Annotated in this window: 13 protein-coding genes; 12 read left to right on the top strand and 1 reads right to left on the bottom strand. The window is 62.1% G+C overall.

Going from position 1 to position 13,216, the window contains the following annotated elements:
• The first annotated feature begins 14 nt into the window (after window positions 1-14).
• The 3 genes from GPT34_RS09910 (at window position 15) to GPT34_RS09900 (ending at window position 2,136) form a co-directional block, all read left to right on the top strand.
• Complete coding sequence (locus GPT34_RS09910) at window positions 15-575, top strand: DUF3299 domain-containing protein (protein WP_291011688.1); 561 nt, start codon at window positions 15-17, stop codon at window positions 573-575.
• Between the two features lie 68 nt (window positions 576-643).
• Complete coding sequence (locus GPT34_RS09905; RefSeq protein WP_291011685.1) at window positions 644-1,357, top strand: GntR family transcriptional regulator; 714 nt, start codon at window positions 644-646, stop codon at window positions 1,355-1,357.
• Complete coding sequence (locus GPT34_RS09900; protein WP_291011682.1) at window positions 1,354-2,136, top strand: inositol monophosphatase family protein; 783 nt, start codon at window positions 1,354-1,356, stop codon at window positions 2,134-2,136. The genes GPT34_RS09905 and GPT34_RS09900 overlap by 4 nt, the downstream gene beginning before the upstream one ends.
• Before the next feature lie 14 nt (window positions 2,137-2,150).
• On the opposite strand, the gene GPT34_RS09895 is transcribed toward GPT34_RS09900, so the two are convergent.
• Entirely contained in the window at window positions 2,151-3,158 is a 1,008-nt protein-coding gene (locus tag GPT34_RS09895) for a LacI family DNA-binding transcriptional regulator (protein WP_291011679.1), read from the bottom strand.
• Between the two features lie 253 nt (window positions 3,159-3,411).
• Here GPT34_RS09895 and GPT34_RS09890 point away from each other — a divergent pair, with 253 nt between their 5' ends.
• From GPT34_RS09890 to serC, 9 genes are all read left to right on the top strand, one after another.
• Window positions 3,412-3,666: a hypothetical protein gene (locus GPT34_RS09890; RefSeq protein ID WP_291011676.1), complete on the top strand. Its 255-nt coding sequence runs from the start codon at window positions 3,412-3,414 to the stop codon at window positions 3,664-3,666.
• Window positions 3,667-3,811: 145 nt separating this feature from the next.
• Entirely contained in the window at window positions 3,812-4,975 is a 1,164-nt protein-coding gene (locus GPT34_RS09885; protein WP_291011674.1) for a TRAP transporter substrate-binding protein, read from the top strand.
• A 37-nt stretch (window positions 4,976-5,012) separates the two neighbouring features.
• Window positions 5,013-5,537 (top strand): TRAP transporter small permease, encoded by a 525-nt coding sequence (locus GPT34_RS09880; protein ID WP_291011671.1) that lies wholly within the window; start codon window positions 5,013-5,015, stop codon window positions 5,535-5,537.
• A 27-nt stretch (window positions 5,538-5,564) separates the two neighbouring features.
• A complete protein-coding gene (locus GPT34_RS09875) occupies window positions 5,565-6,902 on the top strand; it encodes a TRAP transporter large permease (protein ID WP_291011668.1) in 1,338 nt (445 codons plus the stop codon).
• 58 nt (window positions 6,903-6,960) lie between these two features.
• Window positions 6,961-8,274 carry a histidinol dehydrogenase gene (gene hisD / locus GPT34_RS09870; protein ID WP_291011665.1) on the top strand — a complete coding sequence of 438 codons (1,314 nt, stop codon included), beginning with the start codon at window positions 6,961-6,963 and terminating at the stop codon, window positions 8,272-8,274.
• Between the two features lie 63 nt (window positions 8,275-8,337).
• Window positions 8,338-9,312 (top strand): tripartite tricarboxylate transporter substrate binding protein, encoded by a 975-nt coding sequence (locus tag GPT34_RS09865; RefSeq protein WP_291011662.1) that lies wholly within the window; start codon window positions 8,338-8,340, stop codon window positions 9,310-9,312.
• A gap of 34 nt (window positions 9,313-9,346) precedes the next feature.
• The gene (betC, locus tag GPT34_RS09860; RefSeq protein ID WP_291011660.1) at window positions 9,347-10,963 is read left to right on the top strand and encodes a choline-sulfatase; all 1,617 of its coding nucleotides are present in this window, start codon (window positions 9,347-9,349) and stop codon (window positions 10,961-10,963) included.
• On the top strand, window positions 10,960-11,724 hold the full coding sequence (locus GPT34_RS09855) for an SDR family oxidoreductase (protein ID WP_291011658.1): 765 nt from the start codon (window positions 10,960-10,962) through the stop codon (window positions 11,722-11,724). The genes betC and GPT34_RS09855 overlap by 4 nt, the downstream gene beginning before the upstream one ends.
• Before the next feature lie 271 nt (window positions 11,725-11,995).
• A complete protein-coding gene (gene serC / locus GPT34_RS09850) occupies window positions 11,996-13,195 on the top strand; it encodes a 3-phosphoserine/phosphohydroxythreonine transaminase (protein WP_291011656.1) in 1,200 nt (399 codons plus the stop codon).
• Window positions 13,196-13,216 lie beyond the last annotated feature (21 nt).

The following is a 13,216-nucleotide window of genomic DNA, read 5'->3' as shown; positions in this document are numbered from 1 at the left end:
GCCGCCGATTCATCATGAAGCTGTCACACTCGTCTTTCCTGCTGCTGTCGGCCGCATTGGCGCTGCCGGCCACGGCCCAGTTGCTGAGTTCGCCGCTCGGTTCAGGGCCTGCGACCGCGCCCGCACCGGCGCCCGGGGCGCCGTCTGGCGGCCTGCCCAGTGGCCAGGGCGCTGGCGTACACAGCCCGCTCAGCCCGTTTGCACCGCTGCCCAAACGAAGCGACGTGGTGCCCTGGTCGGTGCTGACCGATGTCGACACCAAAATTGAAAATCGGCGCATCGTGCCGGTGTACTCGCCTGCGGTGCGCCAGCTCGACCAGAAGCAGGTGCGCCTGCAAGGTTTCATGATGCCGCTGGGGCCAGGGGAAATGCAGCGGCATTTCCTGCTCGCATCGGTGCCCCTGACCTGCTCGTTCTGCACGCCTGGTGGGCCGGAAAGCATGGTCGAGGTGCGCACCCGAGAGCCGGTGAAATACAGCCTGGGCGCGGTGGTCGTGCAAGGCAAACTGCAGGTGCTGCAGAGCGATCCCCAGGGGCTGTACTACCGCATCACCGAGGCTGTGGGTGTGAAGTAGCGGCGAGGTCAGGCCGCGCCTGCATAGAATCGGGCCATGTTCCATGCCGCCCACTCCGCAGCTTCCTGATGGCCTTGTACCGCCAGGTCAAACGCGAGCTGATTGCCGACATCCAGTCGGGCAAGTTCCAGCCCGGCAAGGCTTTGCCCAATGAAACCGAGCTCGCACAACGCTTCGGTGTGTCCATCGGAACGCTGCGGCGCGCGGTGGATGAGCTGGTGGCCGACCACGTGCTGCTGCGCCAGCAGGGGCGAGGGACCTTCGTCGGCCAGCAGGACAACGACCGCTTCATGTACCAGTTCTTCAAGATCGAACGGCGGGACGGTACGCGCGAGTTCCCCCAGATCCGCTTGCTGGCTTTTGCCACGGCTCGCGCCAGCGCCGACGAGGCCCAGGCGCTCGGGCTGCGTGGCTCTGCCCGCGTGCTTCGCATTGAAAATCTGCTGTCGCTACAAAGTCGTCCGGTGGTGCACGACCGCATCACACTAGATGGCGCGCTGTTTCCGCGGCTGACCCGCGAGCAATTCGAGCAGCGCCCAGGCACCATCTACGAGCTCTATCAGCGGGCGTTTGGGGTCACCGTGGTGGGGGCCGACGAGCGCGCGCGCGCCGAAGGGGCAGATCCGGCCAGCGCCGCGCTGTTGCAGCTGCCGGTGGGTACACCGGTGCTGCGCGTGGCCCGCGTGGCGCGCACCTTTGATCGGCAGCCCGCCGAGTTGCGTATTTCCATCATCGACACCCGCGCCCACGAATTCGTGAGCTCGGCGAGCGCACCGCCATGAGCGAATCGCTGACCGAACTGCGCCAGTTTGCCGAGGCGCTTGCGCTGGACGCCGCCGAGCGGGTGCGCCAGGCGCGGCGCAGTGTGATGGTGCAAGAGAAGGCCGCGGGCGACTGGTTCAGCGCGCTCGACGGCGAGATTGAACAACACATCCGCCAGCGCATTGCACAGGCCTACCCCGACCACGGCTTCCTGGGCGAGGAGGGTGGCGCGGCGGGCGCGCAGGGTGCGGAGGATTGCATCTGGGTGGTTGACCCCATCGATGGCAGCATGAATTTTTTGCGCGACCTGCCGCACTTCGCTGTATCCATGGCGCTCGTGCAGGGAGGAGAGCCGCTGGTGGGCTGTGTGGTGGACCCGGTGCGGGGCGAGCTGTTCAGTGCCGCTCGTGGAAGGGGCGCGCACTTGAACGGCGAGCCGCTGCAAGTGGGTTCGCCGCAGCGCTTGCTCGATGCGGTGGCCGCTACGGTGTTTCCCAAGCCTCACGCTGGCTTCCTGCCCAGCTATGTCAACCAGCTGGGTCGCGTGCTCAGCAAGGTGGCGGGTGCGCGCCGCAGTGGGAGCATGGCGCTGGACCTGGCCTACCTGGCCGCTGGGCGGGTCGACTTGTTCTGGGAGCGGGGCATGGGTGCCTGGGATGCAGCTGCTGGTGTGCTGCTGATCCGGGAGGCGGGAGGCGAGGTCTTCACGCTTGACGGGCTGCCGTGGATGCAGTCAGCGCAGATTGCCGCTGCCACCCCGGGCCTGAGCGATGCCTGGCGCGACCTGCTCACGCGCTGAATCGAACGCTCGCGCTACCTAGGTACCGCGGCGGTGCTGCCGCGCACCACCAGTTCAAAGGGCAGCAGGGATTGGGCAGCAATCGCTTCGCCGGCAATGGCCGAGAGCACGGCGTTGGCGGTGATGCGGCCTAGATCCTGTGTAGGCAGGGCGATGGTGGTCAGTCCGGGGTTGATCGCCTCGGCGAGTTCGTTGTTGTCGATGCCGCAGATGGAGAGTTGGCGCGGCACCTTGATGCCCATGCGCTGCGCTTCGAGCAGGGCCCCGGTGGCGAGCAGGTCATTGCCACAAAAGATGGCGGTGGGCGGCTGGCGCGTGGCCATGAGTGCGCGCAGCCCGCTGCGGCCGCCGTTCAGATTAAAGACCTGCTCGGTCAACAGGCTGGGCAGCAGCTTGAGGTTGGCACGCTTCAGCGCCTGACGCACGCCCTCAATGCGGCTGCGCGCGCGGTCGTTGTGCGAGGTGAGGCCGGAGATGACACCGATGCGCCGGTGGCCTAGCCCCAGCAAGTGCTCGGTCGCCAGGCGCGCGGCGGACTCGTTGTCGAAACCGATGGAGGGAAGCCGTGCGTCGCACGACCAGGTGAGCAGGCTGGGCTTGTTCCAGGCGTGCAGAGCCTTCCACAGGCCGGGTGCGTGATCGGTGCCCACCAGAACCAGCGCATCCACGCCGCGTTGCTGCAGCACCCGCACTACCTCGAACTCAATCACTGGGTCGTAGTCGTGGCTGGCCACCAGCAGCTGGTAGCCAGCACGCGCCAGCGTGGTCTGCATGGCCTGGGTGCTGCGCGCGAAGATGGCGTGGTCCAGCGTGGGGATGACGCAGCCCACCGTGTGGGTGCGCCCGGAGGCCAGGGCGCGCGCAGAAGCGTCGGGCTGGTAGTCGAGCTGGCGCACTGCGGACATCACCATTTCGCGCGTGGTGGCGCGCACCACTTCGGGTTTGCTGAGCACGCGTGAAACCGTGGCAGTGGACACGCCGGCGACCCGGGCCACGTCCTCCAGTGTGGTGCGCTGATTCATGGGCCAGAGCATGCCATACGGTGTCTCATCACATTCAAAACTGCAAGCGCTTGCAGATAATTCTTTAGGGTTTCCCCTTGATTTTGGCTGATCAAGGGATTCTGCGGTTGACATGGACATCTGATCGCAGCACATTGACTGCAAGCGCTTGCAGTTCACAGTGCGTGGTTTCTGTGGCAGCGAACGCGAGGGAAGTCCTTCTGGATTTCGGCAAGCGCCCCCTGTGTTCGCACGTGGGGTGCGACTTTCAATCATGAGGATCACCGTCGTGACCACATCAAGATCGCATGCCATCGGCAACGTCGCCCTCGGGCTCTCTTTGCTCACCTTCGCGGTCTATTTCCTTAACGTGCTGTTCGGCGGGCCGCTGGGGCACAAACCCTGGATGAGCGATGTCAGCGAGATGTTGGTTCTGTTCCTGGCGGTGCTCCTTTTTGTTGCCGGCACGCTAGCTCGGGAGGCAGAGGCCAACGCAGCGAAAGTCGAGGCAACGAAAGACAACACATAGGCCAGCGAAAGGAGTTTGCCATCGCTCACCGAATGAAAGCCGATTGCCGAACACAAGAAAAAAATGCAACCACTGCGCGGCAAAGGCCCGCAAAGGTTCACGCAGAAGTTCACCCCATGACACCACCCACCCCAAGGAGACAAGCATGAAAAATACGTCCAACGTTGAGAAGACACCAGACAACTCACCGATCGCTGCAGAGCGCCGCCAATTCCTTCGAGTGGCCCAGGCCAGCGGCTTCACCGTCGCTGCGATGGCTGCTACCGCCGGTACCTTGTTCTCGCCTGCTGCCGTCGCGCAGACCCGAAATGAGGAGTCCGACCGCGAGAAGGCCGCCAAGCACGTGATGACGATCGCGTCGGCCTACCAGCTTGGAGCCTCGCGAAGCTACCCAATCCTGCAGCGCGACTTCAAGGAAAACATCCAGAACGCCACACGCGGCAAGGTCTATGTGCGCCTGGCGCCAGCGGGCCAGCTTGGCTCTGGTGGAGCCCTGGCGCAAAAAGTCCAGGAAGGCACGATTCAGGCCGCGCAGCACTCGCTGGCGAACTTTGCACCCTTCGCGCCGGTCGTTGACATCATCAACCTGCCCTACTTCTGTGGCTCCAACCAGCGCTTTGTCAACCTGGTGAATTCCGATGCATGGACCAAGGAGGTCCACCCTCAGGTTGAAGCCAAGGGCTTCAAGCCGCTGTTCTATGTCGTCATTGACCCGCGTGTGGTGGCGATCCGCAAGGGTGGCAAGGCGGTGATCACACCTGCGGACTTGGCCGGCGTGAAATTCCGAGTTCCCGGTTCGAAGATGTTGCAGCAGTACTACCGCATGGTGGGTGCCAATCCGACGCCCGTGGCTTGGGGCGAGACGCCGTCGGCCATCAAGCAGGGGGTGGCCGATGCACTGGATCCAGCCGCCGGCGCACTGCATGTGTTCGGCTTCAAGGACATCCTGAGCCACATCACCTTCACACGTGCAGTGCCAGACAGCCAGGTCTATTCCTGCAACCTGGCCTGGTTCAATGGACTGCCCAAGGACGTTCAGGAGGGCATCATGTTCGCGTCGGAAATTACTGCCCAGATGAACCTGGCCAAAGTGCCATCGGCTCGCAACTACGCGATCGCCGAACTGGCAACGGCGGGCGTCCAGTTCCACTCTTTGAGCAGCGCACAGCTGGCCGAATGGGAGAAGACTGGCGGCTACAAGCGCAGCGAATGGACGGAGTTCCGCAATGAGCTGGCTGCCAAGGAGCTGTTCGGCAAGCTTGAGACGGCCGCGAACACCATGGGCCGCCTTTTCGTGCACGACGCCTGATTTCGGCTGACGCTGAAGCAACCGAAGCGAGGTATCGATGAACACGTCCCGCCATTGGCTGAGTGACCTAGACCGTAACCTTGAGCGCTGGGCATTGCTGGTTTTCTACAGCATGCTCGTCATCACGATGGCGGTCGAGGTGTTGCGGCGAGAGGTGTTCTCGTACTCATCGGTGTGGGGCGAGGAGATCGTGCGTTATGCATTCATCTACCTCGTCTGGATCGGCGCTGCAGCTGCTGTGCGCGAGCGGGCCCACATCCGCATTGACGTCATCTTCGAGTTTGTGTCGCCGCGCGTGAAGGCCCTGCTGTATCTGTTCGGTGACCTGGTGATGCTGGTGGTGGCGGTGTTCGCACTGTATTGGTCGTGGGAGAGTGTGGCCGTCAGCCTGAAGTACGGCTCGGTCTCTCACGGTCTGCGCCTGCCCCTGACGTGGTTCCTCAGCGCGGTGCCTGTCGGCTTCGCCCTGCTGCTTTACCGCTTGCTGCAATCGATTCGCCGCGACCTGTCCGACCTGCGACATGGCCGCCCCGTGTTCGAAGGCGAGCGTCTGTTCGACTGACCTGGCCTCAGAACCAAGGGCGCTACTGTGAACTCACTTTTTCCCGGCTCGGGCGAGCAGGTCCTCGACCTCGACTGGAGCTTCTACGGCCCAGTGCTGATTTTTGTCGTGCTGATTGGCTTGGGCGTGCCAGTCTGGGTGGGTATTGGCGCCACCTCGATTGCGTTGTTGCTGTGGTCGGGCGTGCTGCCGATGTCGCTGCTTGGCGGCTCGCTGTTCGAAGGCATCGACGCCTTCGCGCTGACCGCGGTCCCGCTCTTCATCCTGACCGGAGACGTGCTGGTGCGCACCGGTTTGAGCCGGAAATTTCTGGATGTGGCCGAAGCGCTCACCACCTGGTCGCGCAGCGGCTTCGGGTCGGCCACCGTGCTGGTGTGCGGCATGTTCAGCGCCATTTCCGGGTCGGATGCCGCAGGCGCTGCCGCAGTCGGTCGCATGACCATCAATCGCCTGGTGGAATCGGGGTATCCACGCCCCTACGCCTGTGCGCTGGTGGCGGCTGGTGCTTGCACCGGCATCCTGATCCCGCCGTCGATCGCCTACATCATCATCGGGCTGGTGCTGGGTATCTCGGCGTCCACGTTGTTTCAAGCGGCGCTGATTCCGGGGCTGATGATCCTGGCCGGCATCTTCATCACCAACAGCGTCGTCAACCGCATCTACGCCTACGAAAACAAGACGTCTGTCAATCTCAATGAGTGGCTGCGCACCCTGGGTCTTTCGCTCAAGAACGGCTGGTATGCCTTCATCGTGCCCGTGATCATCTTCTATGGAATCTTCTCTGGCCGCCTGACACCCACCGAGGCTGGTGCTGTGGCCGTCATCGTCACCATCATCATCGGATTCGTGCTCGGCACACTCAAGCTAGCCGATTTCCCGGCGATGCTGGTGAGTTCGGCCAAGGTCAACGGCGTCATCCTGCCCATCATCGCTTTCTCACTGCCGCTGGCGCAGGCGTTGGCCACGATGGGTGTCCCGCAAGGTTTCGTGCAACTGGTGACCAGCCTGTCGACCGAGCCCTGGGTGATCATTCTGCTAATGATCGTGATCCTGGTCGCGGCTGGTTGCGTCATGGAGACCACACCCAACATCGTGATCCTGGCGCCGTTGCTCAAGCCGCTGGCCGACGAAATCGGCATGAACGAGATCCAGTTCTGCATCATGATGATCACGACCCTTGGTGTCGGCTTCATCACACCGCCACTGGGCTTGAACTTGTTCGTGGTGTCAGGCCTCACCGGCGAGTCGATCCTGAAGATCGCCAAGCAAGCGGTGCCATTCGTCCTGTCGATGCTCGCGGTCACACTGCTGATCGCCTTCGTACCAGAGATGACCACGATCCTGCTGCCCGATATCTACAAGTGAATTTTCGCGCGGGGCGTAAACGGCCCCCTTCATCCACCTTGGATCCCATGGAGACCGCATGACCATCAAATACCTGAAAAAGGCGAGCAAGACGCCTGAAACCGAAACCGCCACTGCGCAGGCTGTTGTCAATGAGATGCTGGCTGAGATCGAGAAGAATGGCGAAGCCGCAGTGCGTGCCTACGCCAAGACGCTCGACAAATGGGATGGAGAAATGGTTGTGACCAAGGCGCAACTGGCGGAGAACGCCAAGTCTGTCCCCGAGCAGGTCCGCAAGGACATCGATTTCGCCATCGAGCAGGTCACCAACTTTGCGCTCGCGCAGCGGGATTCTCTGAAGGAGTTTTCTACCGAACTTCACCCTGGCGTGACAGCGGGGCAACGTGTGTTGCCTGTCAATGTGGCGGGGTGCTACGCACCAGCCGGGCGCTATGCGCACATCGCCAGCGCCTACATGGGCGTGGCCACCGCCAAGGCCGCCGGCGTCAAGACCATCATCGCGTGCTCCGGCCCGTTTCGCGGCGGATCGATGCATCCCTATCTGATGTACGCCTTCAACAAGGCGGGTGCTGATGTCATCATGACGCTGGGTGGCGTGCAGGCTATTGCGAGCATGGCCTTTGGCCTGTTCACTGGCAAGCCGGCCGACGTGATCGTGGGTCCGGGCAACAAATTCGTGGCAGAGGCCAAGCGCACGTTGTTCGGTAAGGTTGGCATCGATGTGTTTGCTGGCCCATCCGAGGTCGGCATCATCGCCGACGAGACCGCCGACCCAGCCATCGTTGCCAGCGATCTGGTGGGCCAGGCAGAACACGGACACGAGACACCGGCCTGGTTGTTCACCACCAGCCAGGCGCTGGCCGAAGACGTGATGAAGCGCGTACCAGTGTTGATCGAGGCCCTGCCGCCTACCGCGCGCGACGCTGCGGGCGCCGCCTGGCGTGACTATGGCGAGGTGATGCTGTGCGATACCCGCGATGAGGTAGTGGAAATTTCCGACCGCTACGCCAGCGAACACCTAGAGGTGCACGCCACCGATCTCGACTGGTGGCTTGAGACCCTGACCTGCTACGGATCGCTGTTCCTGGGTGAAGAGACCACGGTGGCTTACGGCGACAAGGCCAGCGGCCCCAACCACGTCTTGCCCACCAAGGGCGCGGCCCGTTACTCGGGTGGCTTGTCGGTGCACAAGTTCCTTAAGACCTTCACCTGGCAGAAGATGACGCGCGAGGCGGCGCGCGATATCGGCCTGGCTACCGCACGCATCTCGCGCCTGGAGGGAATGGAGGCCCATGCGCGAACCGCGGACGACCGGCTGGCCAAATATTTCCCGGGCGAGACCTTTGATCTCGGCGAGCCGGTGAAGGTATGAGGCCAGATAGAAAGGCAGTATGAATCCCTTGGTCCCTTCAACAATCGAACCGGAGAATTGATCATGATCACACGCAGTTTTTGCAAAAGTCTTTTCGCCTTGTGCTTGGCGCTTCCACTTTCCTGGGCAGCAGCGGAAACATACCCATCCAAGCTGGTGACGATCGTGGTGCCCTTCCCTGCCGGAGGGGCGCTCGATACGGTCGCCCGAGTCATCGCTGAACAAATGCGGATCGACCTGGGGCAGCCGGTGATCGTTGACAACCGCGCCGGTGCAGGCGGAACGGTCGGCAGCACGGTGGTGGCCAGGGCAGAGCCTGATGGCTACACCATCTTGCTTGGATCCGTTGCGACCCACGCCATTGCAGCAGGCCTCTATCAAAAACTTCCCTACGACCCGCTGAGCGACTTTGTACCTATCACGCAGCTCACCAGCAGCCCGCTGGTGTTGACGGCATCACCCCAGCTGAAAGCCACCAGTGTGGCGGAGCTGATCGCTTCGGCGAAGGCAGCACCTGGGACCATCAACTACGCATCCACAGGCAACGGCACAGCCTTGCACATCGCAGGAGAGGTCTTTCGCGCTGCGACAAAGATCGACGTGGTGCACGTACCTTACCGAGGCGGTGCTCAGGCCGGAGCCGCCATGCTCGCGGGAGAAGTCGGCTACATCATCGCCAACCCGCAGTTAGTCATGGCGTTCATCAAGGCGGATAAGTTGCGGGCCCTGGCTGTCACCGGAGCGAAGCGCCTCGACGCCTTGCCCGATGTGCCGACACTCCAGGAGGCTGGCGTGTCGGGCGTCGACATCACGACATGGTTTGGGCTGTGGGCACCGAAGGGCACACCCGCTGCTGTGGTTGAGCGCTTGAACGCATCGGCGCGCAAGGCGCTCGCTGTTCCCGAGGTCAAGCGACAGCTGGCGGCGCAGGGTGACATGGCCGTGGGCAGTGCGTCAGCCGACTTCTCGAATTTTGTGCGCTCGGAACACAAGTACTGGGTCTCTTTCGTTCAATCGGCAGGCATCAAAATCGACTGAACGTTTGGGTCTGCATCTTCCACAGGAGCACACATTGTCCCGTCCCAACATTCTCGTTATTCAGGCCGATCAGCTGACTGCAAAGGTGCTGCCCATGTATGGCGGGTCAGCGCTGATCACGCCCCACATGAACAGACTGGCGGAGCAGGGCGTGACGTTCCTGAACGCTTACAGCAACAACCCAGTTTGCGCGCCTTCGCGGGCGGCCATGCTGACAGGACGGTTGTCGTCGGAAGTGGGGTGTTACGACAACGCGGCGGATATGCCTTCGTCGACACTGACTCTGGCGCACTACCTGCGTCGCCAGGGATACCGAACCTGCCTGTCGGGAAAGATGCATTTCGTCGGGGCTGAGCAGTTGCACGGTTTCGAGGAGCGGGTGACCACCGACATCTACCCCTCGGACTTCGGATGGACGGCTGACTGGACCCAGGTCAAGCAGCCCTACTCGCCGTCCCGGATGAGTCTTCGCTCTATCGTCGAAGCTGGCTTGTGTGAGAGGAATCTGCAGATCGACTACGACGAGGAAGTGGCCTACCGCGCCGAGCAGTGGCTCTACGACCAGGCGCGCAGCGACGATGACAGGCCGTTCCTGTTGTGGGCGTCGTTCACCCATCCGCACAACCCGTTCATCACGACCAAGAAGTACTGGGATCTCTACGATCACGACAAGATCGTGATGCCCAGCGTGCCCTTCATTCCAATTGCAGAGCGAGACCCATGGTCCAGGCGGTACGCCTACACCATCAGGGCCGATGAGCATGACGTGTCGGAAGAGCAGGTCCGTGTCGCGCGCCATGCGTACTACGCCATGACTTCTTATTTCGACGCGCAGGTCGGCCGCCTTCTTGAGGTGCTTGACCGCACTGGTGCGGCCGACAACACCTTCGTTTTCGTGGTCTCCGACCACGGTGAAATGCTTGGAGAGCGCGGCTCCTGGTTCAAATTCCAGCCTTTTGAGTGGTCGGTTCGTGTGCCCATGATTGCGGCGGGACCCGGTCTGAAGAGGGGTCTCGTTGAGGAGCGGGGTGTGTCGCTGATGGACCTGTTGCCAACCTTCAACGATTTGGTGTCCGAAGGCAATCCTGTCACACCGGTTGATCGCCTGAGCGGTACCAGTCTGGCTGGAATGCTTCACGGAACCGACGCATCGCGGGGAGACGACGTGATGATGGAGTTTCTCGGCGAAGGTGTCTATGCGCCCGCATGCATTCTTCGCAAGGACGGGTACAAGTATGTGTACTGCCGCCACGACCCCGCCATGTTGTTTGACCTCAAGGCAGACCCGGATGAGCGCACCAACCTCGCAGGCCAGCCGGGGCATGCGGACGTCGAGTCCCGCTTGCACAGCGAAGTGCTCAAGCGCTGGGATTACCCTGGGCTCGAGAAGACCATTCTGGATTCTCAGCAGCGCCGGCTTTTTGCCCAGGAGTCGTTGTTGCAGGGGAGCTGGACATCATGGGACTACCAGCCGCCGGCGGATGCCGCGCGAAAGTACGTGCGTGGTGCCGTGGATCCCAACACCACGGCAACCAAGGCCAAGAAGCGGTTCCCCTTTGTGGCGGCGTATCCACCGGATCACCCGCGCGACCCCGCGGCGAATCTCCAGCTGGAGCCAAATGCTGACAGCGGGAAGTTGTCACGGTCATGAAGCTCGACACGCTGTTCGGCCTGCACGGCAAGCGTGCGCTGGTCACAGGAGGCAGTTCAGGCCTCGGTGAGGCGATGGCGCGCGCTTTGGGCCTGGCCGGAGCGAGTGTCGTTTTGGTGTCGCGCCGCTCCGCAGAACTCGAGGCTGCAACCCGACGACTGGCGGACGAAGGCATCGCTGCTCAATGGATTGCTGCTGACCTTGCCACTCCCGAAGGTGCCCAGCAGGGCGCCGCTGATGTGCTGGCGCTCGGCGTAGTGGACATCCTGGTCAACGCCGCCGGGGTGAACCTGCGAGAAGCCTTTGCCGATGTGACAGCAGAGAGCTGGCTGACCCAGATCCACTTGCACCTGAGCGCACCCTTCTTCCTCACCCAGGCTCTCGCACCCGGCATGAAGCAGCGGGGCTGGGGCCGCATCATCAACATCGCCAGCCTGCAGAGTTTCCGTGCTTTTCCCAACAGCGCACCGTACGGCGCAGGCAAGGGCGGCATCGTGCAGCTCACGCGCGCCATCGCTGTTGAGTGGGGCCCGCACGGCATCACCTGCAATGCAATCGGACCGGGCTTTTTCCCCACCGCACTCACCGCCCCCGTGTTCGACAACAGCGAGCTGGCATCTCGGCATGCTGCGCAGACCTGCCTGGGGCGCAATGGTGCTTTGCAGGATGTGAATGGACTGACCGTCTTCCTGGCCAGCGAGGCATCTGCCTACGTGAGCGGCCAGACCATCATGCTGGACGGCGGCTACACAGCGAAATGAGCCACGCCATGGCTGTGCCCGGTCTCGCTGCTTTCGGGGTACCGTCCACCGCCGCGCTGGCATCAGCGCGGCGATGATGGCACCGATCGACACGCTGGACTGCGGTTCAAGTTTCCGGGTGGGCTCCCGAGCGCGTTTCCCGTGGCTGAGCGCATCGCCGAGCGCCCGCCTGCCGACACGGACCGGGCGTGACTGGTCAACGGAGGCTTGTAAGTCTGCGTTACCGGGATAAAGACTTCGCTCGCTCAACCTTTTGTCTTGAACACATCCAATGGCACACCGTGATCAAACCCAGCTGAACCCAGTCGACACCCATCCGGTGATGCTCGGATCATTGGTTCCCCCCAGCGGCGTGAAGCCGCTGAACTTCAGCCCTGGGCCCACATCGCTTGCGGCCGAGGTCGAGGCCGCCATCAAGGCCTTGTTCGACGCGGAACGCATGTGCTCCATGTACCTCTCGCATCGATCCCCTGAATTTCTGGACATTCTCGCCAGCGTGGTGCAACGCTGCCGTGTGGCGATGGAGATACCTGATCAGTACGAGATTCTTTGCATGCACGGCGGTGGGCACGGGCAGTTTGCTGCGGTTCCGCTCAACCTGTGCCCCAAAGGCGATGAAAAAGCGACCTACCTCGTCAATGGCACCTGGTCCAAACGCGCACTCTCCGAGGCATCGAAATACTGCCGCCCCATCGTCGTGTCCTCCGAAAACCCGGATGGCACGTTCACCCACAACCCATCGTTTGCCCACTTGGATCCCGAGTCCAGGTACGTGTATCTGTGCTCCAACGAAACCGTCAACGGAATTGAGATGCACCAGCTTCCCAAGCTGGGCATCAAGGCACCCTTGGTGGTTGACGCGTCGTCGGACTTTTCCACCAAACCCATCGACTGGGTGGGCTGCAACGTCGGCGTTCTGTATGCCTGCGCGTCCAAAAACCTCGGACATCCTGGGGTCACCCTGTGCGTGATTCGAAAGGACTTGTTGGGCACACCCAGCAAACATTGCCCGGGGGTGCTCTGCTACACCACCAATGTCCGTGAGGGAAACTTGTGGAACACCATCGCCACCTTCAATGTGGAGGTGATCAATATCTACCTGCAATGGTTGATCGCGCAAGGCGGTGTGCATGAAATGGAGCGCCGGTCAATCGCAAAGTCGGCCATGGTCTACAACCTGATCGATAGCTCAGAGGGGTTCTATGGCACCCCTATTTCAGATCCATCGATCCGCAGCCGCATGAACGTCCCCTTTGATGTTGCCGGTGGCGACGAGGAAACCACCCGGGACTTCCTGATTCAGGGCTGGGAACGAGGAATCGTCGGCCTCAGAACGCTGACCCCTTTTGGGGTGGGCAAGTACTTGCGGGCCAGTTTGTACAACGGTGTCAGTGAGCATCAGGTTGAAGTACTGGCGTCATTCATGGCAGGTTTTATGAAAGCTGCTCGCGCCAAACGTGCCTATCCTTAAGAGGGTCGATTGCTGTCAGGT

The organism is Hydrogenophaga sp. (genome assembly GCF_011390835.1).
Taxonomy (GTDB): Bacteria; Pseudomonadota; Gammaproteobacteria; order Burkholderiales; family Burkholderiaceae_C; genus Hydrogenophaga.
Note: the sequence above shows the minus strand (reverse complement) of the source record. Positions and strands in the feature narration are given on the sequence as shown.